25 protein-coding genes are annotated in these 26,115 nt (G+C 67.9%); 13 read left to right on the plus strand and 12 right to left on the minus strand.

The window, feature by feature from the left end:
• Positions 1-11 precede the first annotated feature (11 nt).
• Positions 12-500 carry an inorganic diphosphatase gene (locus EV645_RS10550; protein WP_130442133.1) on the plus strand — a complete coding sequence of 163 codons (489 nt, stop codon included), beginning with the start codon at positions 12-14 and terminating at the stop codon, positions 498-500.
• A 122-nt stretch (positions 501-622) separates the two neighbouring features.
• Here the strand turns inward: EV645_RS10550 and EV645_RS10555 are convergent, their stop codons facing one another.
• The gene (locus tag EV645_RS10555; RefSeq protein WP_130442135.1) at positions 623-1,054 is read right to left on the minus strand and encodes a MarR family winged helix-turn-helix transcriptional regulator; all 432 of its coding nucleotides are present in this window, start codon (positions 1,052-1,054) and stop codon (positions 623-625) included.
• 87 nt (positions 1,055-1,141) lie between these two features.
• Between EV645_RS10555 and EV645_RS10560 the strand changes: the two genes are divergently transcribed.
• From EV645_RS10560 to EV645_RS10570, 3 genes are read left to right on the plus strand one after another with little or no spacing between them, the layout of a single operon-like run.
• Complete coding sequence (locus EV645_RS10560) at positions 1,142-2,104, plus strand: quinone oxidoreductase family protein (protein ID WP_130442137.1); 963 nt, start codon at positions 1,142-1,144, stop codon at positions 2,102-2,104.
• Positions 2,105-2,130: 26 nt separating this feature from the next.
• Positions 2,131-3,021 carry a LysR family transcriptional regulator gene (locus EV645_RS10565; RefSeq protein WP_130442139.1) on the plus strand — a complete coding sequence of 297 codons (891 nt, stop codon included), beginning with the start codon at positions 2,131-2,133 and terminating at the stop codon, positions 3,019-3,021.
• A gap of 46 nt (positions 3,022-3,067) precedes the next feature.
• Positions 3,068-3,775, plus strand: coding sequence for an SDR family oxidoreductase (locus EV645_RS10570; RefSeq protein ID WP_198681539.1), 708 nt, complete (start codon positions 3,068-3,070; stop codon positions 3,773-3,775).
• A gap of 11 nt (positions 3,776-3,786) precedes the next feature.
• Here the strand turns inward: EV645_RS10570 and EV645_RS10575 are convergent, their stop codons facing one another.
• From EV645_RS10575 to EV645_RS10595, 5 genes are all read right to left on the minus strand, one after another.
• Positions 3,787-5,214, minus strand: coding sequence for a C40 family peptidase (locus EV645_RS10575; RefSeq protein ID WP_130442141.1), 1,428 nt, complete (start codon positions 5,212-5,214; stop codon positions 3,787-3,789).
• Between the two features lie 247 nt (positions 5,215-5,461).
• On the minus strand, positions 5,462-6,274 hold the full coding sequence (locus tag EV645_RS10580) for an endonuclease/exonuclease/phosphatase family protein (protein ID WP_130442143.1): 813 nt from the start codon (positions 6,272-6,274) through the stop codon (positions 5,462-5,464).
• A gap of 84 nt (positions 6,275-6,358) precedes the next feature.
• Positions 6,359-7,432, minus strand: a complete 1,074-nt coding sequence (locus EV645_RS10585) for a WD40/YVTN/BNR-like repeat-containing protein (RefSeq protein ID WP_130442145.1) — start codon at positions 7,430-7,432, stop codon at positions 6,359-6,361.
• A 21-nt stretch (positions 7,433-7,453) separates the two neighbouring features.
• Complete coding sequence (locus EV645_RS10590) at positions 7,454-8,719, minus strand: ThuA domain-containing protein (protein WP_130442147.1); 1,266 nt, start codon at positions 8,717-8,719, stop codon at positions 7,454-7,456.
• A gap of 42 nt (positions 8,720-8,761) precedes the next feature.
• Complete coding sequence (locus tag EV645_RS10595; RefSeq protein WP_130442149.1) at positions 8,762-9,628, minus strand: helix-turn-helix transcriptional regulator; 867 nt, start codon at positions 9,626-9,628, stop codon at positions 8,762-8,764.
• A gap of 99 nt (positions 9,629-9,727) precedes the next feature.
• Between EV645_RS10595 and EV645_RS10600 the strand changes: the two genes are divergently transcribed.
• On the plus strand, positions 9,728-10,468 hold the full coding sequence (locus EV645_RS10600; protein WP_130442151.1) for an SDR family oxidoreductase: 741 nt from the start codon (positions 9,728-9,730) through the stop codon (positions 10,466-10,468).
• Between the two features lie 124 nt (positions 10,469-10,592).
• Here the strand turns inward: EV645_RS10600 and EV645_RS10605 are convergent, their stop codons facing one another.
• The 5 genes from EV645_RS10605 to EV645_RS10625 form a co-directional block, all read right to left on the minus strand.
• Entirely contained in the window at positions 10,593-10,895 is a 303-nt protein-coding gene (locus tag EV645_RS10605; protein WP_130442153.1) for a thiamine-binding protein, read from the minus strand.
• Entirely contained in the window at positions 10,892-12,466 is a 1,575-nt protein-coding gene (locus EV645_RS10610) for an MDR family MFS transporter (RefSeq protein ID WP_130442155.1), read from the minus strand. Before EV645_RS10610 ends, EV645_RS10605 begins: the two co-directional genes overlap by 4 nt.
• Positions 12,463-13,083, minus strand: a complete 621-nt coding sequence (locus EV645_RS10615) for a TetR family transcriptional regulator (protein ID WP_130442157.1) — start codon at positions 13,081-13,083, stop codon at positions 12,463-12,465. The genes EV645_RS10610 and EV645_RS10615 overlap by 4 nt, the downstream gene beginning before the upstream one ends.
• A gap of 71 nt (positions 13,084-13,154) precedes the next feature.
• A complete protein-coding gene (locus EV645_RS10620) occupies positions 13,155-14,150 on the minus strand; it encodes an aldo/keto reductase (protein WP_130442159.1) in 996 nt (331 codons plus the stop codon).
• 5 nt (positions 14,151-14,155) lie between these two features.
• Positions 14,156-14,620 (minus strand): methyltransferase family protein, encoded by a 465-nt coding sequence (locus EV645_RS10625; protein WP_130442161.1) that lies wholly within the window; start codon positions 14,618-14,620, stop codon positions 14,156-14,158.
• A 64-nt stretch (positions 14,621-14,684) separates the two neighbouring features.
• Here EV645_RS10625 and EV645_RS10630 point away from each other — a divergent pair, with 64 nt between their 5' ends.
• From EV645_RS10630 to EV645_RS10655, 6 genes are all read left to right on the plus strand, one after another.
• Complete coding sequence (locus tag EV645_RS10630) at positions 14,685-15,227, plus strand: hypothetical protein (protein WP_130442163.1); 543 nt, start codon at positions 14,685-14,687, stop codon at positions 15,225-15,227.
• Positions 15,228-15,299: 72 nt separating this feature from the next.
• Entirely contained in the window at positions 15,300-16,850 is a 1,551-nt protein-coding gene (locus EV645_RS10635) for an ABC transporter substrate-binding protein (RefSeq protein ID WP_130442165.1), read from the plus strand.
• The gene (locus EV645_RS10640; protein ID WP_130442167.1) at positions 16,850-17,815 is read left to right on the plus strand and encodes an ABC transporter permease; all 966 of its coding nucleotides are present in this window, start codon (positions 16,850-16,852) and stop codon (positions 17,813-17,815) included. Before EV645_RS10635 ends, EV645_RS10640 begins: the two co-directional genes overlap by 1 nt.
• Positions 17,812-18,708, plus strand: a complete 897-nt coding sequence (locus EV645_RS10645; RefSeq protein WP_130442169.1) for an ABC transporter permease — start codon at positions 17,812-17,814, stop codon at positions 18,706-18,708. Before EV645_RS10640 ends, EV645_RS10645 begins: the two co-directional genes overlap by 4 nt.
• Positions 18,705-19,817: a serine hydrolase domain-containing protein gene (locus EV645_RS10650; protein ID WP_130442171.1), complete on the plus strand. Its 1,113-nt coding sequence runs from the start codon at positions 18,705-18,707 to the stop codon at positions 19,815-19,817. Before EV645_RS10645 ends, EV645_RS10650 begins: the two co-directional genes overlap by 4 nt.
• Positions 19,814-21,439 (plus strand): ABC transporter ATP-binding protein, encoded by a 1,626-nt coding sequence (locus tag EV645_RS10655; RefSeq protein ID WP_130442173.1) that lies wholly within the window; start codon positions 19,814-19,816, stop codon positions 21,437-21,439. Before EV645_RS10650 ends, EV645_RS10655 begins: the two co-directional genes overlap by 4 nt.
• Here EV645_RS10655 and EV645_RS10660 read toward each other — a convergent pair.
• Entirely contained in the window at positions 21,436-22,410 is a 975-nt protein-coding gene (locus EV645_RS10660) for a LuxR C-terminal-related transcriptional regulator (protein ID WP_130442175.1), read from the minus strand. The genes EV645_RS10655 and EV645_RS10660 overlap by 4 nt on opposite strands.
• A 169-nt stretch (positions 22,411-22,579) precedes the next feature.
• Between EV645_RS10660 and EV645_RS10665 the strand changes: the two genes are divergently transcribed.
• Complete coding sequence (locus tag EV645_RS10665) at positions 22,580-24,799, plus strand: glycoside hydrolase domain-containing protein (protein WP_130442177.1); 2,220 nt, start codon at positions 22,580-22,582, stop codon at positions 24,797-24,799.
• Positions 24,796-26,100 carry a glycosyltransferase gene (locus EV645_RS10670; protein WP_130442179.1) on the plus strand — a complete coding sequence of 435 codons (1,305 nt, stop codon included), beginning with the start codon at positions 24,796-24,798 and terminating at the stop codon, positions 26,098-26,100. Before EV645_RS10665 ends, EV645_RS10670 begins: the two co-directional genes overlap by 4 nt.
• Positions 26,101-26,115: the final 15 nt, after the last annotated feature.

The raw sequence follows: 26,115 nt of genomic DNA on the forward strand, positions 1-26,115 counted from the left end.
GTATCTGCCGTATGGAGTTCGACGTCTTCATCGAGATCCCCAAGGGCACTCGCAACAAGTACGAGCTGGACCACAAGACCGGTCGGCTCCGGCTGGACCGGACACTGTTCACGGCCACCCAGTATCCGTCCGACTACGGGTTCATCGAGGACACCCTCGGTCAGGACGGCGACCCGCTGGACGCGCTGGTCCTGCTGACCGAGCCGACCTTTCCCGGCTGCCTGATCAAGGCCAGGGCGATCGGCATGTTCCGGATGACCGACGAGAAGGGCCCGGACGACAAGGTGCTCTGCGTCCCGGCCGGTGACCCGCGCCAGGAACACCTGCGCGACATCCACCACGTGCCGGAGTTCGACCGGCTCGAGATCCAGCACTTCTTCGAGGTCTACAAGGACCTCGAGCCCGGCAAGTCCGTCGAAGGCGCCACCTGGGTCGGCCGCTCCGACGCCGAGGCCGAGATCACCGCCTCCTTCCAGCGCCTGAAGACCGAAGGCCACTAGCCCGCGCACCCCCGTCCGTCTCAGGGGTCAACCCCTCAGGTGGTCGCTTGCCCCCTCGGATGCCTGGGGGGCAACCGGCAACCTCGGGGGTTGACCCCTGAGACGGACGAGGCGGGTGGGGGTCAGTCGGCGGACAGGCGGCGGAGGAGGGCGAGGAGGGTTTTGCGCTCGGAGGCCGTGAGGGGCTCCAGCAGGTCTTTCTCGGCGGCGTAGATGAGTTGGTCCATCGCGTCCAGCTGCTTCTCGCCGGCCGGGGTGATGGCGACGATCTTGCGGCGCCGGTCGGCCGGGTCGACCCGGCGCGCCAGCAGCTGCAGCTCCTCGAGCTCGTCGAGCAGCGTGACCAGATCGCTGCGGTCGAAGCCGATGCGGTCGGCAAGCGTCGCCTGAGCGGCCTCGCCGTCGTCGGCCAGGCTCGCGAGGACGTGATAGTGCTGCGTCCGGACACCGGCCTGCGTCATGTGCTCCCGGACCAGTCGCTGGGCGTGCTGGCTCGACCGCCCCAGCGCCCACAGCACCTGGTCGGCCAACCGATGCGTCGGCGCCTTCTTCACCCCCCAACTCTATTGGCATCGTTCACTCCTGGCGTTATCGTGGGTATCTCCCATTATTTATGGCTCCCACGATATGGAGATCCCACCATGCGCGCAGTGCGCTTCCACCGCCACGGCGGACCCGACGTCCTCCAGCTCGAGGAGGTCGCCGTACCCGAACCCACCGCCGGTCAGGTCCTGATCGAGGCCGAAGCGATCGGTGCGAACGCCATCGACGCCGTACTCCGTCGCGGCGGCTCACCCTGGGACCGCCCACTCCCCGGCGCCCTGACCGGAGACGTCGTCGGCCGCATCGTCAAGCTCGGCCCGGACACCCCGCCCGGCGTCGCCGTCGGTCAGCGCGTCTCGGCGCTCACCGTGGATGCCTTCGCCGACTACGCCGTCGCCGACGCCGCCTTCCTCGCCTCGATCCCCGACGAAGCCGACGCGGCCGAAGCCTCGATGATGTCGCTGACCGCCCCGCTCGCCCTTCGCGTACTCGAGTCGGGTCACATCCCGGCCGGCGGCACGGTTCTGATCCAGTCCGCCGCCGGCACGATCGGCCACCTCGCCACCCAGTTGGCCCGCTTCTACGACCCGAAGACGATCATCGGTACGGCGTCCAGCGCGAAGAAGCTCGACTTCATCCGCGAACTCGGCGCCGAGCCTGTCGATATCAGCAACCCCGACTGGCCGGACAAGGTTCGCGCCCTCGCCCCGGCCGGCGTCGACGCCGTCCTCGACGCGGTCGGCGGCACGGTCTTCGACCAGGGCCTCGAACTGGTGAAGCCGCTCGGCCGGATGGTCTCGTACGGCGCCATCACGACCGAGGTCCCGGCCGTCCCGGTGCTCGGACTCCAGCTCCGGATCCTCACGGGCGTCTCGCTGTACGGCTGGCAGCAGGCCCGCCCCGACGAGGCCCGCGCCGACATCGCCGAGGTCGTCCGCCGCTGGCAGTCCGGCGACCTCCGCCCGATCGTGCACGCCACCCACCCGCTGACCGACGTCGCCCGCATCCACGAGACCCTCGACGCCCGCGAGAACCTCGGCCGCCTCGTCGCCGTCCCGTGAGAAGCATCGACCGATAATGTTGTCGGGTGGAGCTTCGGCAGATGCGGTACTTCGTCGGCGTCGCCGAGGAACTCCATTTCGGCAAGGCCGCCGAGCGTCTCTACATCTCCACACCGACCCTGAGCCAGCAGATCAAGCAGCTCGAACGCGAGGTCGGCACCACGCTGCTGATCCGGCACAGCCGCGGCGTCGAGCTCACCCCGGCCGGCCGGGTGTTCCTGGCCCGCGCCCGCGAAACCATCCAGGCGGCCGGCCTGGCGCTGAAGGACACGCGCCGGGCCGCCGGCCTGGACGAACCGGTCCTGCGGCTCGGCCTGCTGAACGGCATCCCGGGCTGGCTCCCCGCCGCCCTCGAACAGCTCGCCACCGAACGCTTCCCGAACAGCACGGTCACCCTCGAGGCCGGCACGACCACCGATCAGCTCCGGATGCTGACCGCCGGCGAGATCGATCTCGGCCTGGTCCGTACGCCGCTGACGTTGCCTCCAGCAATTACTTCCGAACACCTGGCCGCCGAGGAGCTCGGCGTACTGCTGACCGCGACCCACCCGCTCGCCGTACGCCCGGCGCTCACGCTCGATGACCTCACCGGCCTTGAGCTGATCTGGATCCCACGAGCCGCCGCCCCGGAGTTCTACGACGAGACGATCCGCCGGCTCGGTCCCGGCGTACGGCTCAGCGATATCAGCATGAGTCACTCGCAGCTCCGCTCGGCGCTGCTCGTCCGCAGGTCCGCGATCAGCCTCGGATCCCGCCGGGCCGCGACCCCGGACGTCGTCTGGCGACCCATCGAAGGCCGCCCGCTGATCGCCCGGTACGCCGCGGTCTGGCGCACCGATTCACGCAACCCGGTACTCCAGGCAATGATCGTTAGCCCCGGCCTAACGATCGTTAGCCAGCACGTCGTGGTCGACTGACGCGTCCGGTGGTTGGCTCGAAACGTCAACCACCGAAGGAGTCTCAGTGCAGGAACACGTAGTGATCGTCGGCGGCAGCTCCGGCATGGGCCGCGCTCTCGCCGCCGAGCTCGTTGCCCAAGGCAGCGAAGTCACCATTGCCGGCCGCTCACCCGGCAAGCTCGACGCGGTACGCCGGGAGCTCGGCGTACACACCGTTGCCATGGACCTCGGAATCGAGCGGGACATCGAACGGCTCTTCGCCACCACCGGCAAGGTGAACCACATCGTCACCACCGCCGCGGACGTCGGCGGGGCTTACCAGCCGATCAGCGAGTACGACGTGGACGCGGCCCGGGCCGCGGTCGATTCCAAGCTGCTCGGACCGTTGCTGCTCGCCAAGCACGGCGCGTCAGTGCTCGAACCCGGCGGCTCGATCGTGTTCACCTCGGGTATCGCGGCGTACCGTCCCGGGCCGCGGGCATCGTTGCTCGCGGCACTCAATGGCGCGCTGGCGTCACTGGCCGCGGCGCTCGCGGTCGAGCTCGCGCCGATCCGGGTCAACGTGGTGTCCCCCGGCTGGGTCGCCACCCCGATCTGGCACGACGTCGCCGGCGACGCGGCGCCTGCCACCTTGGCCGCGATGGCGGACCGCCTCCCGGTCGGCCGCATCGGCCGGACCCAGGACATCGCGGCCGCCATCATCGCCCTGCTGCGCAATGGTTTCATCACCGGCACCGTTCTACACGCCGACGGCGGACACCGGCTGGTCTAGGGAGATACAGGTCAGGGACGGCCGAAGAAGTTCGGCGGGATCCAGTAGTACACGCTGTCGATCTGCACCGGCTTCCCGGTTCGCGGCGCGTGGATCATCTGCCCGTTGCCGAGGTACATGGCGACGTGGTGGATGGTCCCCGGGTCGCTCGGGTTCGTCGCCCAGAAGATCAGGTCGCCCGGGCGCAGCTCGTCCTCGTCGATGTGCTGGATCTGCTCGTACTGCGCAACGCTGTAGTGCGGGAGCTGGACACCCGCCCGCTCCCAGGCGCCCTGGGTCAGACCCGAGCAGTCCCACCGCGACGGACCGGTCGCGCCCCACAGGTACATGTCGCCGAGCTGCCTCAGCGCGAACTTGATCGCGTCCCGCGCGCTGCCGCCCGAGCTGTGCCCGCCGCCGTTGCCGCCACCGTTGCCGCCACCGTTGTCGTCGTCGTTACGCCCCGGCGAGGACGGCTTGTGCTTCGGCGGCTTCTTGCCGTGGTTCTTCTTCGCCTCTTCCCGCGCTTCCTTCTCCTCGCGGGCCCGCTCGGCCGCCTCCGCGCGGCGTTCCGCGGCCTCGCGGGCTGCGATCCGGCGCTTCAGTTCGGCGGCCTTCTTCGCGGCGAGAGCGGCGGCTCGTTGTCGCGCAAGCTCCTCGAGCCCCCGCTGCCGCTGGGCAGCAACCTGCACCGAGGTGTTCTGCAGTACGGCGAGCTGCGCGATCGACTTCGTGCGCTGCACCCCGATCGCAGTCACGGCGGCAGATTGAGCAGCCTCCGCGTCCTCGGCTGCCTTCTTCGCGGCGGCCGCCTCGTCGGTCGCCTTCTTCACCTTCACGACCGCCTGGTCGGCCTGCACCTTGAACAGGTTGGTCATCACCTGGGTCGCCGAGAACCGCAGGTACGAACCCTGCATCGCGGCCGACACCGAGCGGGCCGCGCCGGCAGAGTCGAGCAGGTCCTGCGGACCGTTCGCGGTGAACAGCGGCGCGATCTTCGCGACGTCGCCGCCACCCTGGTACGACGCGGCGGCGAACCGGCCGATCTGCGCCCGCTGGGTGGCGAGCGTCTTCTCCGCCTCGGTCGCCCTGGCCGCGGCGGCAGCCGCATCGGCCTTGGCCTGCTGCAGCCGGTAGACGGCGCCGTTGTACGCCTCGTCGGCGATGCCGGACTGGATGCCGAGCTGCTCGAGCCGCGCGTTCGCCGCCGCCAACTGGCGCTCGATCGTCGCGACCTGGCCGGCCTTCGAGGCTGCGGCCTGCTTGGCCCGCTCGACCGCGGCTTTGGACGGGATCACCGGGGGCTTCGGCTTGGCAGCCTCGGCCGGGAGCGTAGGCATTGCCATCGAGCCGGCCAAGCAGATCGCGAGCACCCCGGACAGCAGGGCCTTACCTGCCCGACCGGTCTTCCCAGTGCTCCCGACCCGCCCGCCGGACGTGGCCCTGAGGGGCGTCCGCATCGGGATCGTTCCTTCCGCCGGTCACGAACCCCTTCCCCAGGGTTCGTGAACTTTTGGTCCTCCTGGACCACATACGTGACACTAGTTGCCTACAGCCCCATTGGGAACAGCTTTCACACAAGTAACTTTGTTTCACCCGTGTGTCGACTTGACAAACTACAAGCTTGTAATTCCGCGAAGTCCCAGGTCGGCGCACGAAAACGCCCTCCGGCGGAGCCGGAGGGCGTTCAGGTGACGCGTCAGGGGTTCAGCGGAGGGCGAACGAGGCGACCACCGGGAGGTGGTCCGAAGCCGGCGTCACAGGTACGTCGGCCTTCACCGCGCGCAGGCCCGCGCTGTGCAACTGGAAGTCGATCCGCTTGGTCGGGTTGCCCGCCTCGATCGTGTAGCCGGGGCCGACACCGACCTCGGTCCACGTGTCGTCGTACACGGCAGTCAGGGTCTTGATCTCCGGCGCCTCGGGCGTCGCATTCAGGTCGCCGACGAGCAGCGTCGGGGTCTTCGACTTGCCGAGCAGCTCAACCACCTTCTGCGCCTGCTCCAGCCGTTCGGCGTTGTTGTTGCTGGTCAGGTGCGTGTTCGCGAACCGTAGGTCGGCCCCACGAACCTTGATCTTCGCCACCGCGAGACCGCGCTGCTCTCCGGTCGGATACAGCGGCAGCAGCGTGTTCTTGAAGTCCTTGATCGGGTACTTCGACAGGATCGCGGTCCCGTACTGGCGGCGCGGCTCGCCCGGGTTCACCGGCGGGAGGTCGAGGTTGGCGGCGTACGCGTAGTGCATCTTGAGCCGCTGGGCGAACCAGGCCGGCTGGTCGACCCAGTTGCTCCGCACGTCCCAGTGCTTGTCGACCTCCTGGAGCCCGATCACGTCGGCCCCGGACTTCTCGATCAGTACGGCGATCCGCTCGAGATCGAGCACACCGTCGATCCCCGCACCGTGATGGATGTTGTACGTCATCACCGTCAGCGGCCGCTCCGGCCGCCCGGCATCCGGCTTCGCAGCGGCAACGGTCGGCACCGCAATCAGGAACCCCACCAGGACCGTTAGCAATTTACGCATGCACCCATCCTTCCGGAAAACCGGCGACACCCGCACAACGAGCGAGTGTCGCCGGTCTGAACGCGAGGGGGCTCAGACGCCCTCTTAGTGCATCAAGCGGCCGACCGCACCCTTCGCGCCGGAGGCCCAGCAGCCGGCCTGGGAGCCGTGGCCGGCGCATTCGACGCTGTCGAAGCTGCCGTCGTAGAACTGCTTCCAGCTGCGCCCGCCGTCGAAGCTCACGTCGCTCCCGGACGGCCCGACCGCGACGACGGTCGACGGCGACCACGGCACGAAGTGGGAACCGCTGCGGTACCCCTTCGGCGCCTTGTCCGCGGGCACGAGCTTCCAGGTGCGGCCACCGTCGTACGTGATCGAGGCCGCCTTCACCGCCTCGTCCGGCTTCTCGAAGTCACCGCCGACCGCGACGCCGAACAGCGGGTTGCGGAAGGCGAGGCTGAAGATGCCGGCCGCCGTACCGCTGGCCATCGGCGAGTCCGAGACCCGCCAGTGCCGGCCGCCGTCGTTCGTCCGGAACACTCGCGGCCGATCGCCGCCGCCGGTCGCGAACCACGCGGTCCGGCCGGGTCCCGCGACCAGGCAAGTCCCGCTTGCCGCGAAGGCGAACTCGCCGGGCAGCGCGGCCGGCATACCCGCGTTCGACTGCACCTTCCACGACTTCCCGCCGTCCGACGTCGCCGCGATCCGGAACTTCCCGTCGACCGGGTCGCTCATCGCCAGCCCGTGCTTGTCGTCGTTGAAGGCAAAGCAGTCGTAGAACGCGTTCTCGTCGGTGTTCCGGAACGTCTCGGTCCAGGTCTTGCCGCCGTCGGCGGTGCGATAGACCCGGGAGTCCTCGCCGACCCCGATCGACAACGCGACCGCACGCTTCGCGTCGAACGCCTCGACGTCGCGGAACTGCAGCGCCTCAGCACCCTTCGGGCTGACGTTCTGCCAGTGCCGCCCGCCGTCGACGGTCCGCAGTACCGTCCCCTCGGTCCCACCCACCCAGGCGACGTCCTTGCTGACCGCCGCAAGCCCGCGGAACTGCGCCGTACTTCCGGTCGGCGTCAGCTCCCAGCGGTACGACGGCCCGCCGTGCGCCTGGGCGGGGATGACCTGGGACGACATCAACAACAAACCTCCTGCCGCGAGAGCGGCCACACGCAGGATTCTCATGCGCCGCAATCTAACCGCAGGTCATGTCAGCTTGAAGGACTGCGACGCACTCGAGTTGCAGGTGAGTTGGACCAGTTGGGTGCTGTCGGCGGTGGAGCCGTTCGGAACCGTGAGGCATTTGCTGCTGAAGCGGCTGACGAAGTGGAAGTAGCCGCTGCCTTCGGAGACGGCCTGCCATTGCTGGTTGTTCCCGTTGCTGTACGTCCACAACTGGAGGCCGGCGTTGTCGGCGGCGGACACGCCGGTCACGTCGATCACCTTGGTTGCGTCGTTGTGGTTGTTGACCCGCGTGAATCCGCCGGACGTCGGCTGGAACTGGAACTGCTGCGCCTGCGTGCCGTTGCAGGTGTACTGCTGGATCACGGTCCCGTTGGCGACTCCGGCCGCGCGGGCATCGACGCACTTTCCGTTGCCCTTGTTGGCGAGCTGGTACCACGCGGTCGGCGACGGCTGGTCGACCGGCGGCGTCGTACCGCCACCACCGAGCCACTTCAGCGCATCCATCATGAACTGGTTCTGCGCCGGGCTGTCGAACGTCGACGAAAGCCGGGTGTTGGTCTCGTAGTTCATCGCGTTGTGGCCGAAGTTCGCGTAGATCAGCTTGTAGTTCTTGTTGGTCCAGATAATCGGGTAGTAGCCCGAGGTCCAGATGTTGCCCTGCTGGTTGCCGACCGGGAAGCTCGACGGGTCGATCGACGCGAGGACCTGGATGTCGGGGTTGTTCCGCAGGTCGTTCTGCCAGCTGTACCACTCGCTCACCGAGGAGCGGAACGTCGCTCCCGTGTTCACCAGCGACGGGTGCGAGCGGTTCTCGGTCCGCAGCGTGACCGCGCTCGGTCCCCAGGTGTTCGACTCGAACCGGCCGGTGCCGAGCAGCGTGTTGTTGAACCACGGCCAGCCGCCGCTCGCGTCGTTGTACGCAGACACATGGAAGCCGAAGAATGCGCCGCCGTGGTCCATGTAGTTCTTGAACCCGTTGCGCTGCGCATCGGAGTGCGGCGAGTCGTCCAGGAACATGACGACCTGGTACTGCGACGCGCTCAGGTTGTTGAGCTGGTCCCAGTTGGTGGTCGCGGTGTACGAGAACCCGTTCTGCGCACCGAACTGCGGGAAGCGCTGATTCGCTTCCTTCTCGAAGTCGATGTGCGCGGCGTCGTAGGTGCCGCTGTAGAACGCGAGCACGCTGAAGGTCGCCTCGACCTTGGCGACCGCGGTGGAGGTGAGCCCGCTGATCAGCACGACCAGTGCGAGCAGGAGGGCGGGCAGGCGAAATCGATCGGAAAGCATGGGGGCGGACCTTTCCGTCAGAACTTTATGAAATTTCAGAGCTTAAATTAACTCCCGATCAAAGCCCTGTCCAGAGTTCATCGCCTGACTGCCCAGAACACTCAGCAACTGCAGCTTCTCCGCGGACTCGCTACCGGGCTCCGCGGTGAACACGATCAGCGTCTGCTGCCCGTCCCGGTTGTCGATCAGCTCGCAGTACAGCTCGAGGTCGCCGACCACCGGATGCTTGAACCGCTTGGTCTGGCTGTGCGCCACGACCACCTCGTGCGCATCCCAGATCTCGACGAACTCCGGGCTCAGCTTCTGCAGCGCCTTCACGAGCGAGGCGGAGTAAGACTTCGGGCCGTCGATGGTCGCGGTCGTGCGCAGCATCGAGACGAGCAGCTTGCTGTGCGTGGTCAGCTCGGGCTCGGCGTACAGCGTCCGGGTCTCCGGGTGCACGAACCAGCGATAGACCTCGCTGCGCTCCATGCCCTGGAAGTTGGTCAGCTCGCCGGCGAAGGCGACGTGCGCCGGCGTCTGCGCGAGGACCTCGCCGCAGCGGTTGAGCAGCATCGCCGGGGTGTCGTGCAAGCGGTCGAGGATCCGCAGCATGCCGGGGTCCACGTGGCACGCCCGCGTCGTGCGCGGCGGCGTACCGTGGCCGGCCAGCAGGAACAGGTGGTCGCGCTCCTCGAGCGTCAGCCGGAGCGCCCGGGCGATCGCGCCGAGCATGTCGACCGACGGCTGCGGGCCGCGTCCGCCCTCGAGCCGGCTGTAGTAGTCGGCCGACATCGACGCCAGCGCGGCGACCTCCTCGCGTCGCAGGCCGGGGGTACGGCGCCTGCGCCCGCGGGGCATGCCCACATCTTCGGGTTGCAGGGCCTCCCGGCGTTTGCGCAGGAAGTCGGACAGGTCGGCGTACTCCATGACTCCAGTGTCCACGCTGCTCAGGCGTTATCCACTGCTTGCGGAGCAGTGGCTGAGCGCGGCCTGGTTGCCATCGGCATCCGGCGGCAGGCTGGAGACATGAAAACCACAGGGAACACGATCTTCATGACCGGCGGTACGTCGGGTATCGGCCTCGAGCTCGCCCGCCGGTTCCGCGATCTCGGCAACACCGTGATCATCAGCGGCCGCCGCCAGGAGCTGCTCGACACGATCGCCGCCGAGGACGGGATCGAGGGTATCTACCTCGACGTCGCCGACCCGGCCTCGATCACGGCCGCCTTCGAGAAGGTGACCGGCTCCCACGACGTCAACGTGCTCGTCACGATGGCCGGCATCATGCAGATCGAGGACCTTCGCGACCCCGGACACCTCCCGACCGCGGAGCAGACGATCGAGATCAACCTGCTCGGCACGATCCGCACGATCGCCACGTTCACGCCGTACCTGCTGCAGCAGACCGATCCGGTGATCCTGACCGTCTCGTCCGGTCTCGCCTCGGTGCCGTTGACGGTCACGCCGACATACAGCGCCACAAAGGCCGCGATCCACAGCTACACCCAAAGCCTGCGCATCCAGCTCGCCGACACCGGCATCCAGGTCATCGAGATCGTCCCGCCCGCCGTCCAGACCACCCTGATGAACCAGGAGAACGACGACCACGCGATGCCCCTGGACGACTACATCAACGAGACGATGACCCTCCTCCAGCAGCACCCCGACGCCGACGAAATCCTCGTCAACCGAGTCCACTTCCTCCGCCACGCCGAACGCGAAAACCGGTACGCCTCCGTCGTCGCAGCCCTCAACCGCCCGCACTAGCCCCCGCGCCGCGGCGGCTGTTTCAGGGGTTAACCCCCGAGCTGGTCGGTTGACACCCCGCCAACAGCAAGGACAACCGACAATCTCAGGGGTCAACCCCTCAAACGCGCCGACCTGAATGCCGTCATTGCTGGTCCAACACGGCTTCCAACCGTTCGACCTTGGCGGTGAGTTGGCCGGTGTAGCCGGGGCGGATGTCGGCTTTGAGGACGAGGCTTACGCGGGGTGAGACGGCGGCGACCGCGTCGACGGCCTGTTTCACGACGGTCATCACCTCGTCCCACTCGCCTTCGATGTTGGTGAACATCGCGTTGGTTTCGTTGGGAAGACCGGAGGCGCGGACGACGCGGATGGCCTCGGCCACCGCCTCGCTCACACCCCCGGTCTCGTCACCGGCCGATGGGCTGATGCTGAATGCGACGATCATGCATCCAGTTTGTCAGGCTCCTCAGCTGCGCGGCGCTCGGCTCCGGATGTGGTCAGTAGCGCCTTCTCCTTGATGAACAGGACGGCGACCAGCGCGAGGATTGCGAACGGCACGGACATCATGAACAGGTCGGCCGTTGCGTCGCCGTACGCGTTCTCGACGACCGTCCGGACCTGCTCCGGCAGGTCCTTGATGTTCGGTACTGCGCTGCCGCCGCCGGACGACGTACCGCCCGGGTTCAGTGTCTCGGTGACCTTGTTCGCCAGGATCGCGCCCAGCACGCTGACGCCGATCGTGCCGCCCATGCTGCGGAAGAAGCTCACCGCCGACGTGGCGGCGCCCAACTCCCGAGCCGGTACGTCGTTCTGCGCCGCCAGCACCAGGTTCTGCATGACCAGACCGATGCCGACACCGAGCACCAGCATGAACCCCCACAGCATGTACTTCGACGTCCGAGCGTCGATCGTGCCGAACAGCGCCAGCCCGATCGGCAGCAGCACACTGCCGATGACCAGGTAGATCTTCCACCGGCCGTACTTCGTGATCAGCCCACCGGCGATCGTTGACGCGACCATCATGCCGATGATCAGCGGCAGGCTCATCAGACCGGCCCTGGTCGGCGAGTAGCCCTGCGCGATCTGGAAGTACTGCGCGAGGAACACCGAGCCGCCGAACATCGACACACCGACCAGCGCGCTGGCGATGATCGACAGCGTCACAGTGCGGTTGCGGAACAGGTCCATCGGGATGATCGGCTCGGGGTGCCGGCGCTCGACCAGCACCGCGGCCACCAGCACGACCAGCGCCGCACCGACCAGTCCGAAGCTCCAGCCGGAGACCCAGTCGAACTTGTTGCCGGCGAACGAGGACCAGACCAGCAACGTGCTCACGCCGCCCATGATCAGGACCGCGCCCCACCAGTCGATCTTCACCTGCCGTCGTACGGTCGGCAGCTTCAACGTGCGCTGCAGCAGGAAGATCGCCGCGAGCACGAACGGGACCCCGACGAGGAAGCAGGCCCGCCAGCCGAGCGGCGAGTCGACCAGGAAGCCGCCGAGCAACGGGCCGCCGACGGTCGCCGACGCGAAGATCGCACCGAAGATGCCGGAGTACCGGCCGAGTTCACGCGGCGGGATGATCGCCGCCATCACGATCTGCACGAGCGCGGTCAGACCGCCACCGCCAAGACCCTGCAGGACCCGGCTGCCGAGCAGTACTTCGATGTTCGGCGCGAAGCCCGCGACCAGCGACCCGACCACGAAGAAGCTCAGCGACAACTGGACCAGCAGCTTGTTGTTGTAGAGGTCGGCCAGCTTGCCCCACAACGGCACGGTCGCCGTCATCGTCAGCAGCTCGAGCGTGACGACCCAGGTGTACGACGATTGGCTCGCGCCCAGGTCGTGGATGATTCGCGGCAGCGCGGTCGACACGATGGTGCCCGCCAGGATGGCCACGAACAGCCCCATCATCAGCCCGGACATCGCCTGCACGGTCTGCCGCGGGGTGAGCGCAACGGGGGCGGTAGCCTCACCCGCCGCCGAATCCGGCGTAGGTGAAGACGTCGTCGTCATGAAGAGCCTCTCTCGTTGTCGGGCCCGAAGGCGGTATCGATGCCTTGGGCAAGTAGTTGGAAGCCTTCGCGGACGAGCTCGAGGACCGGGCGGCCGGGCGCGGCCTTGTGCAGCTCCATCGCCACCCGGCAGGCGGCGCCGGCTGCGCTGACGATCAGCGCCGGGCGGGTGGAGCCGGCCGGTTCGCCCATCCGTTCGGCGAGGGCGGCGGTGAGCTGCCGCTCGTCGTCGAGGCTCGACAGCATCAGCTGGTACAGCAGGGTCGGGGAGCTCATGATCAGCTCACCCCGGCGGGACAGTTCGCCGTCGCTCTCCAGGTCGCGCAGGACGTCCTGGACGGCGTACCACATCGTGGTCAGCGGCGATTCCCCGGCGGGCGCGGTCCGCATCCGGTCCAGCGCCCGCTCGAGGTGCTCGGGATTGCGCCCGATGATCGCGTGCTCCTTGTGCGGGAAGTAGTTGAAGAAGGTCCGCACCGAGACATCGGCCGCCTCGGCGATCTCCTCGACCGTGACGTGATCCGGCCCCTTCTCCAACGCCAGCCGCAGCGCGGCGTCGGCCAACGCCGCCCGCGTCTGCAGCTTCTTGCGCTCCCGCAACCCACCCTCAGCCCCCACGTCATCGAGGGTAAGAAAAACTTGCAGTCAGTGCAAACTATTAACCCTGCAACTTTGCAGGGCTGCAGGTATCAGCTCTGGCGGCGGACGAACTGCGGTAGCTGCAGGATGTTGTGCGGGTACGGGAGCGGACGGTCCGCGGCTTCGGTCAGGCGGTCCATCTGCTCGTCGGTGAGGGCCCAGCCGGTCGCACCGAGGTTGTCGGCGAGCTGCTCCGGAGTGCGCGCGCCGATGATCGGTGCGGTCAGACCGGGCCGTTGCACGACCCAGCGCAGCGCAACCTGAGCCGGAGTACGGCGTACTTCGTCTGCCACCGCGCGCACCGCGTCGAGGATGCGCCAGGTGCGGTCGTTGTCGTGGGCATCCCAGTCGGCCTGGCTGCTGCGGCTGCCCGCGGGCAGCCCGCCGGCGTCCTTGCTGTACTTCCCGGACAGCCAGCCGCCGGCCAACGGGCTCCACGCGATCACGCCGGCGCCTTCGGCGAGGCAGACCGGGATCAGGTCGAGCTCGGCGTCGCGGTCGAGGAGGTTGTAGAGCGGCTGCAGGCAGACGTACGGCTCCCAGCCGTGCCCGCGGGACAGGTCGATCGCCTTCTGCAACTGCCAGCCGGTCAGGTTGCTCGCCCCGATGAAGCGGACCTTGCCGCTGGTCACGAGGGCGTCGAGCGTGCTCAGCGTCTCCTCGAGCGGCGTCGCGTCGTCGAAGACATGGATCTGGTACAGGTCGATGAAGTCGGTCTGCAGCCTCCTCAGACTGTCCTCGACTCCCGCCAGGATGTGCTTCCGCCCGGCGCCGCGAACGGGGAGTCCGGGCCCGGCCTCGCCGTACACCTTGGTGGCGATCACCAGATCGTCGCGGTTCTGATTCTTCAGCCAGCTGCCGATGATCTCCTCGGAGGAACCGGCGGAGTACGTGTCGGCGGTGTCGATCATCGTGCCGCCGGTGGCGACGTACTCATCCAGGATCCGGTGGGCGGTGGGTTCGTCCGTCTCGCTGCCGAAGGTCATCGTGCCTAGGCACAGCTCGGTGACCTGGAGGCCGGTCCGGCCGAGAAAGCGCTTGTCCATGCGCCTCAACGTATCCGCAACCTCGGGATCCATGCCGGTACTTTTTTGCGGTAGTCCGCGTACTGCTGCCCGTAGCGCTCCTGCAGGACCGGCTCCTCGTAGCTCTTCACGAAGGTGGCCATCACGGCCCACGCGATCACGCCATAGCCGAGGACTCGCCAGTCGAGGAAGAGGAGAGCCTGGCCGAGGATCGCGGTGACCACACCGACGTACATCGGGTTGCGGACGAAGCGGTAGTCGCCGCCGACCACGAGCTCCTCCGTCGGCGCGACCGGTGCCGGCGTACCGCGGCCTTCCCGGACGAAGCGGACGAAGGCTCGCAGCACGACGAACGCGCCCGCCGCGACGATCACGAAGGCGGGCCAGAACCTCGGCGCGGCCCAGCCACTGATCCACCACGGCAGCACGCCGCCGACCACACACGGCGCCGCGAAGAAGAACACCGTGCTGCCAAGGATGGCTTTGACCATCGGGAATCCCTTATAATTAATAGGAAGCCTCCGACACGGTTCCCGTGTGCGGAGGCTTTTTCGTATGACGACTTTTCTCTACAAAGCCGCTGGCGAAATCCGCGGTGACGACATCCTGCCCCTCAACGACCTGCGCGTGCACTACCCCGACCTGTACGAACGCCATTTCGCGAAGTACGCCGATCGCCCGCACCGCGTGAACGCCCCGGTCTATCCGCTCGACTGCACCTGGGCCGACGTCGTCTTCCTGTCACCGGTCCACCCGGCCCCGATCTTCGAAGCCATGCACGAGTCCGGCCGGATCGGCCCCGTCGTGCTCAAGTACTGGACGCTCGACGCCGACCTCCTCGACCCGGCCAGGACGTGCATCCTGCTCAAACGCCACGACCCCGAGCAGCGCCCGCAACCGCCCGAGGACTTCATCCCGTACTCCGCCGACGCCGCCGCCGCGCTCGCCACCCCGTCCGAGAAGGCCCTCCACCGCCTCCGCAACCTCAACGCGACCGAGCCGCTGTATCCCTGGGCCGACATCCCGCACATCCTCCACCGCGGCCCGATCCCCAAGCGTCTGTTCCGTACCAGCATCGGAACCGCCGTGGTGAGTTGATCGCCGAACAGAGTTCGAGTCTGGTAAGAAATTGACCTAGGGTCGACACACCCGATTCCAAGGAGGCCTCCCGTGTACAAGGTCAGCCGCACCGGCCGTCGCGCGCTCAGTGCCGGCGCCGCGGTTGCCACCGCCACCCTGCTGGTCGCAGGGTGCTCAGGCAACGCGTCCCAGGGCTCCGGGTCGGCCGGCTCCGACTCCACGCTGGTCTTCGGCATCACCGCGGATCCGACGCAGATGGTCCCGTGGACCAGCACCTCCGAGCAGTCGATCCAGGTGCTCTCGCAGGTCTACTCGACCTTGCTGGACACCGACGCGGACCACAATCCGATCGCCGGCCTGGCGGAGCTCCCGAAGATCTCCGCCGACGGCATGACGTACACCTTCGCCCTGAAGAAGGGCCTGAAGTTCACCAACGGCTCCGCGCTCGACGCCACCGACGTGAAGTACACCTTCGACAAGATCATGGACCCAGATTCCAAGGCCAGCTCGAGGTCGTACTTCGCCTCGGTCGCCGGCGTCCAGGCGCCGGACCCGAACACCGTCGTGGTCAAGCTGAAGAAGCCCGACGCGTCGTTCCCCGTCGGGCTGACCGGCGTGAACACCGGGATCGTTCCGTCGGACGTCGCGGTCGACAGCCTGGAGACGAAGCCGGTCGGCTCCGGCCCCTACCAGTTCGTTTCGCGGACGCCGAACGAGTCGATCACCCTGCAACGCAACCCGGACTTCTCCGAGGGCAAGCCCGGCGCGGCCAAGCTGGAGTTCCGCATCATCCCCGACGACCAGTCGATGGTCTCGGCGCTGAAGACCGGATCGATCGACGTGGCGGTCTTCGACAACCCCGTGACGGCCAAGACCGCGACGTCGGACAAGGTCAAGGTCGACACCGTCTCCTCACTGCAGTACCACGTGTTGCAGCTCCGGGCGGCCGCTCCGGTGCTGACCAACGTCAACGCCCGGCTGGCGATCCAGTGCGCGATCGCCCGCAAGGAGGTGGTCGACTCGGCCGCGCTCGGTGCGGGCGACATCACCGGCCCGATCACCTCTCCCGAGTTCAAGTCCGACCCGGATGCCCAGCCGTGCGCGACGCAGGATCTCGCGAAGGCGAAGGACTACCTGGCCAAGGCGGGCAAGCCCGGCGGCTTCGCGCTGAACCTGATCACCTCGCAGGGCCTGTACTCGACCGCGGTGAACGAGGCCCAGAACGTCCAGGCCCAGCTCGGCAAGGTCGGCATCAAGGTCAACGTGCAGACCCTGGACTCGAACACCTACGTGCAGAAGTGGCTCGCGGGTGACTTCGAGGCGGCCATCGCGCAGAACGGCGGCAGCGCCGACCCGAACACCATGTACGCCCGGTACTTCACGTCCACCGGCAGCTACAACAAGGTGGCCGGCTACAGCTCGCCGGAGCTCGACAAGCTGTTCGCCGAAGGCATCGCCACCACCGACACCGCCAAGCGGCAGGCGATCTACAAGCAGCTGTCCGACCAGCTCGTGAACAACGCGGCCTGGGTCTGGCTGTTCACGCCGAAGGAATTCATCGCGGTCAACACCAAGGTCAAGAACTTCGAGGCGCGCAGCGACGCGAGCCTGTCGACGCTCTGGAAAGCCTCGCTGTCCTGATGATGTACCTCCGTCACCCCATTACCCGGCGGGTCGGTGAGGCCGTCCTGACGCTGGTGGGTGTGTCCGTCCTGACGTTCGTACTCCTGCGCGTTGTCCCGGGCAACCAGATCACCGCGTCGTACGGAACAGCCGCCGGTGAGCTGTCGCCGGAGCAGGTCCGGTCCCTCGAGGCGTACTACGGCCTCGACAAGTCGCTGCCGGTCCAGTACTTCGACTGGCTTCGCGGAGTCCTGACCGGAAACCTCGGCGTTTCCACCACCTCGCACGTCAGCGTGGCGCAGCTGACCGGGCAGGCGTTGCCGAACACCATCGAGCTGGCCGTACTGTCGATCCTGGTCGGTCTTCTCCTAGGTGTGCCGCTGGGTGTGCTCGCCGCGAGCCGTCCGGGCAAGTCCCGGGACAACCTCACGCAGTTGAGCAGTCTGCTGGCGTTGTCCGTTCCGTCGTTCCTGCTGGCCACCGTCCTGGCCAGCTGGCTGGCCAACAACTTCGGCTGGTACCCCAACGGCGAGGGGTTCCGCACACTCGTCCAGGACCCCGGCCTGAATCTGCAGCAGATGATCCTGCCCGTCCTCGTACTCGGAATCAGCATCGCTCCGCCCGTCCTGCAGACCACGCGGACCGCGATCCTGGCCATCCGCGCCGAGGACTACGTCCGGACGGCCCGCGCCAAGGGCGTGCCCGAGCGACGACTGCAGACCAGGCACATCCTGCGCAACGCCTTGATCCCGGTGGTGACGATGACCGGCCTGCAGTTCGGCTTCCTGCTGGGCGGCGCCCTGGTGGCCGAGCAGATCTTCGCGATCCCGGGGATCGGCCGGCAGGTCCTGCTCGGCCTCACCCAGAAGGAGTACGCCGTCGTACAGAGCACCGTGCTGATCATCGCCACGATGTTCGTGCTGGTGAACCTGCTCACCGACCTCGTCTACCGCGTCGTCGACCCGAAGGCGCGGGTCCGATGAGCGCAGCGACCGAGCTGAACAACGTTCCGGACGTCCCGATCGACGCGACGCGGCGTAAGCGCGCGTGGCTGGCGGCCTTCCGGACCCCGGCCGGCATCATCGGCGTGATCCTGATGCTGCTCGTTCTCGTCGTCGCACTGCTGTCGCTGTTCGGCCTCACGCCGTACGACCCTGCGCACCAGAACGTCGCGGACTCGCTCAAGGCTCCCGGCTCGGGCCACCTGTTCGGCACCGACCAGTTCGGCCGGGACATCTTCTCGCGGGTCTCGTCCGGACTGGCGAACTCGTTGCGGATAGCAATCGTCTCGGTAGCCGCGGCCGCCATCGCGGGGACCGTGCTCGGCGTTCTCGGCGGCTACTACCAAGGAGTCGTCGACCGAATCGTCGGCGTCGTCACCAACGTGCTCTTCGCGTTCCCGTCGCTGCTGCTGGCGCTCGCCCTGGCCGCGACGCTGAAGCGCAACTGGTTGACGGTCAGCATCTCGATCGCCATCGTCTACCTGCCGATCTTCGCCCGTGTCGCGCGCGGGCCCGTGCTGACACTGCGCACCGCCGACTATGTGCTGGCCTCGACCGCGATCGGCCGCAGCCGGTTCTCGACGTTGTTCGAGCACGTCCTCCCCAACATGCGCGGCATCCTGGTCGTTCAGATCACCCTGTCGCTGTCCTGGGCGATCCTGACCGAGGCCTCGCTGAGCTTCCTCGGCTTCGGTACGCCGCCCCCGGCCGCGTCGCTGGGTGGCATGGTGTACGACGCCCAGACGTTGTCGAGCGTCGCGCCGTGGATGCTGCTGTTCCCGGGCATCGCGCTGATCGTGGCAGTCATCGGTCTCAACCTTCTCGGTGACAGCCTCCGCGCCGCCCTCGACCCCAGGACCGGGAGCCGTCGATGACCACGCTCGCCGACGTCGTCGACCGGCTGCTCGGACTCGGCGACGAGCGCCACCGACCGGCGAGCGCCATCGCCGGAGTCGGGATCGGCCCGAACGCTCAGGTCGAGGCCGCCGGCTGGGCGGTACTTCCGGGCGCCGGCACCGTCGGTGTCCCGATGACCCGCTCGTTGGCCCTGGACCTTGCCTCGGTCACGAAGGTTGCCTCGACGACCACGCTCGCCATGTGTCTGGTCGCCGAAGGCCTGCTGGACCTGGAGGCGCCGGCCCAGCGGTACCTGCCGCACTTCGTCGGCGATGCCACCGTCGAACAGTTGCTGACGCACACAGCCGGACTCCAACCGTGGTGGCCGCTGTACTGCGAACCCGGCGACCGCGACACCGCCCTGCGACGTGCGCAGACAATCCCCCTCGCCGCCGCGCCGGGCACCACCTGGACGTACTCCGACCTCGGACTGATCCTGGGCGGACTCATCATCGAAGGCATCACCACGCTGACCCTGGCTGAAGCCTTCCAGAAGTTGATCGCCGAGCCGCTCTCGCTCAGCGCCTCCTACGGCCCGATCCCCGCTGAACAAGCCGCCACCAGCGCGGACAGCGACGCCTACGAGTTCCAGATGATCGCGACCGGCCGGCCGTACGCGGTTCCGTTCACCACCGCGGACTTCGACGGTTGGCGCCGACAGAGCCTTCGCGGTGAGGTCAACGACGGCAACGCCGCCCATGCGCTGGGTGGCGTCGCCGGTCACGCCGGTCTCTTCAGTACGGTCGACGATCTCCTGCGTCTGGGTGCCGCTCTGCAGAGTGGAGAGCTGTTCGGTCGTGAAGTGCTGGAGCGATTCGCACGACCGACGACTGTTCAGCCTGATCAGGCGGTCGGATTCCGCCGGACTACTCAAGGACCGTTAACGCTGCTCCACCACGGCGGATTCACCGGCACGTACTTCGCCCTCGGCCTCGAGCGGCCCGTAGTGATCGCCGGTGGTGCGATGCGTCTGTACGGCACCCTCGGACCGCTGGGGTCACCAGTCCCGACGGACCGCCTGGTCGCCGGCGCCGAGATCAGCGCCTGCCTGCTGGACGGCGCCGTACAGCTGATGGAGGAACGATGACGACCAGCCCCGCACCGGCTCGCGAGCTGGTTCTGAAGGTCCGCGATCTGTCCGTCACCTTCTCCACCTCGCGCGGCGAGGTGGAGGCCGTCCGCAACGTCAGCCTCGACGTCGCCGCAGGCGAGACTCTCGCGATCGTCGGGGAGTCCGGCTCCGGCAAGTCCACCCTGGTCGCCTGCGTGAATCGGCTGCTGGCCGACAACGGCCGGATCTCCGGCGGCACGATCATGCTCGACGACCTGGACCTCACCGCGGCGAGCGAGAAGCGTATGACCGCCATCCGCGGCAACCGCATCGGTCTGGTCCCCCAGGACCCGATGACGAACCTGAACCCGGTGATGAAGATCGGGGCCCAGATCGTCGAGGCACTCGAAGTACACGGCTTGGCCAAAGGACAGGCCGCGCGGACGGAGGCCGTCCGGCTCCTCGGCGAGGCAGGTATCAGCGATGCCGAGGCACGCTTCCACCAGTATCCGCACGAGTTCTCCGGCGGCATGCGCCAGCGGGTGCTGATCGCGATGGCGCTGGCCTGCCGGCCCGAGGTACTGCTGGCCGATGAGCCGACCTCTGCGCTCGACGTCACCGTGCAGCGCCTCGTCCTGGACCAGATGGGGCAGCTCGCCTCCGAGCTCGGCGCCGCCGTACTGCTGATCACGCACGACCTCGCGCTGGCCGCGGAGCGCGCCGATCGGGTCGCGGTCATGTATCGCGGCGAGATCGTCGAGACCGGTCCGGCCGCCGAACTCATCGCGGATCCGCAGCACGAGTACACCCGCCGGTTGCTGGCCGCGGCGCCTGGCATGGCCGGTGCGAAGGTGGCGTCCGTACGCCCGGCGGCCGAGAACCTGTTGGAGATGACCGGCGCAATCAAGCGGTACCGCATCCGTGGCCGCCGCGATCCGTTCCTGGCCGTGGACAACGTCGACCTGGTCATTCCACGCGGACAGACGGTTGCGATCGTCGGCGAGTCGGGCTCCGGCAAGTCGACGACTGCCCGTCTGGCGCTGCGACTCGAGGACGCCGACGGCGGCTCCGTTCGCTACCGCGGGACCGACATCTCCACTCTGCGGGGCAAGGAGCTGATGGCGTTCCGGCGCTCCGTCCAACCCGTGTTCCAGAACCCGTACGGCTCGCTGGACCCGCGGTACACCATCGGGCAGGTCGTGGCAGAACCCTTGCGGGTGCACAAGATCGGCGACGCCGCGACCCGCCGGAAAGCAGTGACCGAGCTGCTGGACCAGGTTGCCCTGCCGGCCTCGTTCGCCGACCGCTACCCGCACGAACTGTCAGGCGGTCAACGGCAACGCGTCGCGATCGCTCGCGCTCTCGCGCTGAACCCGGAGCTCGTGGTCATGGACGAGGCTGTCAGCGCACTGGATGTACTCGTTCAAGAACAGATCCTCGACCTGATGGTCTCGCTGCAGGAGGAGCTGGGGCTCTCGTACCTGTTCATCAGCCACGACCTGGCCGTCGTACGACTCGTGGCCCACCAGGTCTATGTGATGAACGCAGGACAGATCGTCGAATCCGGCGACCCGGACACGATCTTCCGGTCACCGCGCGAGGAGTACACCAAACAACTGATCGCCGCCATCCCCGGCCATACCCTGACAGCGGCTTAGCCGGCCAGGTACCGCCGTACGTCGTCAGCGACCTGCGCGCGACTGTCCAGCTCGTACTTGCGCAGAATCGTGCTGAGGTGGGACTTCACCGTGTTCGGACTGACCCCGAGCTCGGTCGCGAGCTGGTCGTTGTCGTACCCCTCGACCAGCAGTATCGCGACGCCTTGCTGCGCGCGGGTGAGGCTGATGAAGCGACGCTCCGGGCCTTCGTCGACGTCGAGCATCATCTCGATCAGCTCGGACTGCGTGCGCTCGGCGGTCCGGATCAGCCCGGCCAACCGTTCCTCGACGGCCGCATCCATCTCACCGGCGTCCATCGCGTCGGCCGCCATCATGCGCAGCAAGGCGATCTGGTTCGACAGGTACTCCATGACATGGTCGGAGGTGAGCACATTCGGGGTGTCCTCGCCGGCGGGGAGGAGGCGCAGCGCCTGGCGATCCTCGTCCTCGCGGGCGACCACCCGCGCGACCGTCTCGGCGAGCCATTCGAACGCCCGTACTGCGTTGTCGTCGTAGCTGTCCGGCTGGTAGCTCTGCATCGAGATCATCCCGAGCAGCTGACCGTTCTGGCGGAACAGCGGCACGGTGACCGCATCGGCCGACTGCTTACTGGTGTCACCGCAAGGTACGCCGGCGTTCAGCACCATGCCGTTGTCGTACGCGAAGCGATAGGTCTGCTGATGCTTGAGCAGCCACGCCGTCTGACCGTTCGGGCCATAGGTGTGCGTCGCCGGATCGTCGAACTTGCCGCTGTCGTACCCGTACGGGTAGCGCACGCGGTTCGAGCCTTGCAGGAAGCCGATATAGAAGGTGTCGACCCGGGCGAGCTTGCACGCCACGGCGCGGACATAGTCGTACAACCCGTGATGGTCGCTGCGATTCAGCGCCTCGATCTTGTGGTACGCCTCGCGCAGGATGATCGCCGTCTCGGCGTCGATCCGCAGTACCCCCTCAGATTTTCCGATCGGCATGTTCTCCCCCTCCAGCCAGCCGGAATCACCAGTATCCTCCAGCCACCTCAGCCAAGGACGCGGATCGCGTCGGCGCGGGCGTAACCTGCCCGTCTCGTTCGGTCACGCGGCTGAAACATGCGCTTCTTACGTTGAGAGCCCACATCAGCCGCGGCGAGGCGGTGAGCCGATGTACGAGCACGTCGACCCGTTCATCGGGACCGGCGCCACTGAACTGCCGACGCCGCAGGGCCTGGCAGCAACCTGGTGGTGGCCAAAACCCCAGGTCGGCAACACGCACCCGGGCGCCATGCATCCCTTCGGGATGGTGTCGGCCTGCCCGTACTCCGGGGCCTACCCGACCGGATACGGGCTGTACGACTTCAACACCGAGGGCGTGCCCGAGCTGTTGTACGACCGCCCGGTCGCGTCCGGCTTCACCCATTTCCAGCAGTCCGGCACCGGCGCGATCCGCAAGTACTACAACTACTTCCGGGTCACGCCGATGCTCGGCCCGCTCGACGACCTAGGCACCACCTGGGACCTGTTGGACGAGGTCGCCGAGCCCGGCTACTACGCGGCGACGCTGAGCTCGGGGGTGCGCTGCGAGGTGACGGTCGGCCCCAAGTCGGCGGTCCACCGGTACACCTTCCCGGCGGATGACGCCGCCCGGATCGTCATCGACGCCTCGACCGGCGGCCTGGCCATCCCGCACAGCCGGACCGTGCCGCTGAAGGCGCACCTGGCGATGCTGGAGCCCGGCGTGGCTCAGGGAGAGATCCACGTCGAGGGGGTGCCACTCGCCGTACACCTGGAGGTTGACGCCCCAGGCTGGCGGCAGCTGCTGTGGTACGACCGGCGCCTGATGCCTGGCGGTACCCGCCTCGACTTCGACTACATCCGCCCGACCACGCTGCGGCCGTTCGGGCTGATGTTCATGGGCCCCTCGCGGGCCGAGCAGACCGTCGAAGTGCGGCTGGGGTTCTCCTTGCGCGGATGCGAGAAGGCCCGCGAAAACCTGCACGCGGACGTCGGCGGCACCCAGGTCACGTTCGACGGGCGGCGCGACCACACGGCAGCCGCCTGGCGCGACCACCTCGGCAAGGTTGAGATCAAGGCCGAGTCCGACGACCAGGCAACGGTTTTCGGTACGGCGCTCTACCACTCGCTGGTCAAGCCGTGCTTCGCTCCGGACGAGAGCCCGTCGTGGACGACCGAAGGGCCCTACGCGTTCGACATCTGCACTATGTGGGACATCTACCGCACACAGCTGCCGTTGATGACCACGTTGTTCCCGCAGCGTTCGGTCGCGCTGGCCGGCGCGATGCTGTCGATCTGCGAGCAGGAGGGCAACCTGCCGATCGGCTATCGGATGGCCAAGGGCGCCGACCGGTTCTCGCGGCAGGGCAGCGCGCTCGCGCACACCTTCCTAGCCGACCTGTGCCAGCTGGATCTGCCCGGTATCGACTGGGACTGGGCCATGGTGCACCTGGAGATGGACCTACGCCGAACGTACGGCGAGGACTACCTCGTGCACGGTGTGGCGCATCCGATCAGCCACACCCTCGACCTGGCGTACGCGTACCACTGCACCGCGGCGATCGCCCACAAGGTACGCGACCGGCCGCTGGCAAAGCAGATGCGCGATCTCGCCCGAGGCTGGCAGGCGGCGTACGACCGGGACACCGGCTTGCTGCAGGACTCGACGTTCTACGAGGGCGGCCGGTGGAACTACTCCTTCAGGCTGCTGCACGACATGCGCGCCCGGATCGCGCTCGCCGGCGGCGACAAGGCGTTCGTGGGGCTGCTCGACCGGTTCTTCGGGTACGACGCCGCACCGGTCACCCAGCCGGGAGTGGCACCGAGCGTGGCCGAGATGAACGCCGGGTACGGCCTGTGCCGGTTCGAGGGGTTGAACAACGAACCTGACTACGAGGCACCGTGGTCCTACCACTACGCCGGCCGGCCGGACCGGACCGCCGAGGTGGTGCACGCCGCGGTCGCCAACCAGTTCGGCACCGGCCGTGGCGGGCTGCCGGGTAACGACGACTCCGGCGGGCTGTCCGCGTGGTACGTGTGGGCGACGCTCGGGCTGTTCCCGGTGGCTGGGCAGAACCTCTTCCTGGTGAGCGCGCCGGCCGTGTCGGAGTCCACAACCGTGCTGCCCGAGGGCGAGCTGTCGATCACCACCTCCGGATTCGAGCCGGTCGAGGCAGGCGGCCCGGTCTCCTACGTCCAATCCGTCGCGGTGGACGGCAAGACACTCGAACGCCCCTGGATCTCCGGCCGCGAGCTGCGGCACATCCGCAACCTGCACATCGAGCTCGGCCCTCAGCCCTCCGGCTGGGGCAGCCGGATCAGACCACCGTCCACATCCGACCCACTGCACACCACTGGAGGTGAGGCATGACCATCGCCGACGACACTTTCGTCCCATCCACACCCAGCCGCCGGCTGGTCATCGTCGTCCGCGCCGACCCGGTGATCTGCGGGCATTCCGGTGAGGCCCGATGCCTCGCGGAGGTGGCGCTCACCCGCGGGTTCGACGACGTACGGATCGTGACCTGGCCGCAGGATGCGCTGGAGGCGGCCGGGCTGCCGCTGAAGCCACTCGATCGCGTGCTGCCGTACAGCCCGGGCATCACAGTGGAGCGGCCCTCGCCGGTTGGCGACTACCGGGTTCCGGACGGGCGCTATCTGTCCGGGCTGATCGGGCGGCTGATCGAGCTGTTCGGCGACGGGGTGCCGACGGTGGCCATGTCGCTGTACCTGAGCCCGCACACGATCGCCGTACAGGAGGCTGTCCAGGTGGCGCGCAGGATCGGGCCGGCACAGGTCGTGACAGTGGCTGAGGCGGTCGGCTCCGACATCACCAACGTGGTGCGCGAGTGCGTGGCCACCGGCAGGTTCGGGGCGGCCGCGCACATCCTGTCGGTCTACCTGGCGGCCGATCACTGCGTGGCGGTGTCGGAGTACACCAAGGACCTGATCGTGGCCTCGGCGGCGACCCTCGACGACATGCACGGTACGACGTTCGCGCAGCAGTGCCGTGAGCGGATCGCGATCTCCTACCCGGCCGTCGATTCCTGGACCTACCTGTCGCTCACCGATGACGGGATCGCCGAGGCTCTCACGCGACGCGGTCTTTCGCGGGACGGGTACGTGCTGTTCCTGTCCCGGATCGCCTCGGCGAAGGGAGTCGACGACCTCATCGACGCGTACGCGGGTTCGCGGTCGGCCGAGCGGGTGCCGCTGGTCCTCGCCGGACGCGGGCCGCACGAAGCTGCGGTGGTGGCGCGGATCGCAGCGGCCGGCCTGGGCGGGCGGGTGCGGGTGCTTACCGACGTGGACGACGCGGAGAAGCCGGCGCTGATGGCCGGGAGCGCGGCGTTCGTGCTACCGACCCGCGAGCAGCCGGAGTTCGTGGAGACGTTCGGGATCGCGCTGGTCGAGAAGGCCCTCGCCGGCGGCGGGCCGATCATCACCTGCGCGACCGGCGGCGTACCCGAGGCTGTCGGTGATACGGCTCTGCTGGTGCCGCAGCATGACCCGGACACGCTGCGAGCCGTGCTCGACGAGGTCGTGTGCGACTGGACTCGCGAGCAGCGGGCGGGAGCCGAGCGGCGCGCACGAGCGTACGCGTTGCAGTTCGACCGGGTTGCGGTGTTCGACCGCCTCTTCGCCCGCGCCGAGGCGCCCGCCGTCGCCTGAACCCGGGCTGGGTGA

The organism is Kribbella rubisoli, assembly GCF_004217145.1.
Classification (GTDB): domain Bacteria; phylum Actinomycetota; class Actinomycetes; order Propionibacteriales; family Kribbellaceae; genus Kribbella; species Kribbella rubisoli.

Bases quoted from the DNA above. Each gene is read 5' to 3' on its own strand.
- EV645_RS10650 (WP_130442171.1), top strand. From the start codon at position 18,705: ATGACCACGCTCGCCGACGTCGTCGACCGGCTGCTCGGACTCGGCGAC.
- EV645_RS10605 (WP_130442153.1), bottom strand. From the start codon at position 10,895: ATGATCGTCGCATTCAGCATCAGCCCATCGGCCGGTGACGAGACCGGG.
- EV645_RS10600 (WP_130442151.1), top strand. From the start codon at position 9,728: ATGAAAACCACAGGGAACACGATCTTCATGACCGGCGGTACGTCGGGT.
- EV645_RS10645 (WP_130442169.1), top strand. From the start codon at position 17,812: ATGAGCGCAGCGACCGAGCTGAACAACGTTCCGGACGTCCCGATCGAC.
- EV645_RS10660 (WP_130442175.1), bottom strand. From the start codon at position 22,410: ATGCCGATCGGAAAATCTGAGGGGGTACTGCGGATCGACGCCGAGACG.
- EV645_RS10625 (WP_130442161.1), bottom strand. From the start codon at position 14,620: ATGGTCAAAGCCATCCTTGGCAGCACGGTGTTCTTCTTCGCGGCGCCG.
- EV645_RS10550 (WP_130442133.1), top strand. From the start codon at position 12: ATGGAGTTCGACGTCTTCATCGAGATCCCCAAGGGCACTCGCAACAAG.
- EV645_RS10610 (WP_130442155.1), bottom strand. From the start codon at position 12,466: ATGACGACGACGTCTTCACCTACGCCGGATTCGGCGGCGGGTGAGGCT.
- EV645_RS10630 (WP_130442163.1), top strand. From the start codon at position 14,685: ATGACGACTTTTCTCTACAAAGCCGCTGGCGAAATCCGCGGTGACGAC.
- EV645_RS10640 (WP_130442167.1), top strand. From the start codon at position 16,850: ATGATGTACCTCCGTCACCCCATTACCCGGCGGGTCGGTGAGGCCGTC.
- EV645_RS10575 (WP_130442141.1), bottom strand. From the start codon at position 5,214: ATGCGGACGCCCCTCAGGGCCACGTCCGGCGGGCGGGTCGGGAGCACT.
- EV645_RS10655 (WP_130442173.1), top strand. From the start codon at position 19,814: ATGACGACCAGCCCCGCACCGGCTCGCGAGCTGGTTCTGAAGGTCCGC.
- EV645_RS10665 (WP_130442177.1), top strand. From the start codon at position 22,580: ATGTACGAGCACGTCGACCCGTTCATCGGGACCGGCGCCACTGAACTG.
- EV645_RS10590 (WP_130442147.1), bottom strand. From the start codon at position 8,719: ATGCTTTCCGATCGATTTCGCCTGCCCGCCCTCCTGCTCGCACTGGTC.
- EV645_RS10595 (WP_130442149.1), bottom strand. From the start codon at position 9,628: ATGGAGTACGCCGACCTGTCCGACTTCCTGCGCAAACGCCGGGAGGCC.
- EV645_RS10620 (WP_130442159.1), bottom strand. From the start codon at position 14,150: ATGGACAAGCGCTTTCTCGGCCGGACCGGCCTCCAGGTCACCGAGCTG.
- EV645_RS10560 (WP_130442137.1), top strand. From the start codon at position 1,142: ATGCGCGCAGTGCGCTTCCACCGCCACGGCGGACCCGACGTCCTCCAG.
- EV645_RS10580 (WP_130442143.1), bottom strand. From the start codon at position 6,274: ATGCGTAAATTGCTAACGGTCCTGGTGGGGTTCCTGATTGCGGTGCCG.
- EV645_RS10670 (WP_130442179.1), top strand. From the start codon at position 24,796: ATGACCATCGCCGACGACACTTTCGTCCCATCCACACCCAGCCGCCGG.
- EV645_RS10585 (WP_130442145.1), bottom strand. From the start codon at position 7,432: ATGAGAATCCTGCGTGTGGCCGCTCTCGCGGCAGGAGGTTTGTTGTTG.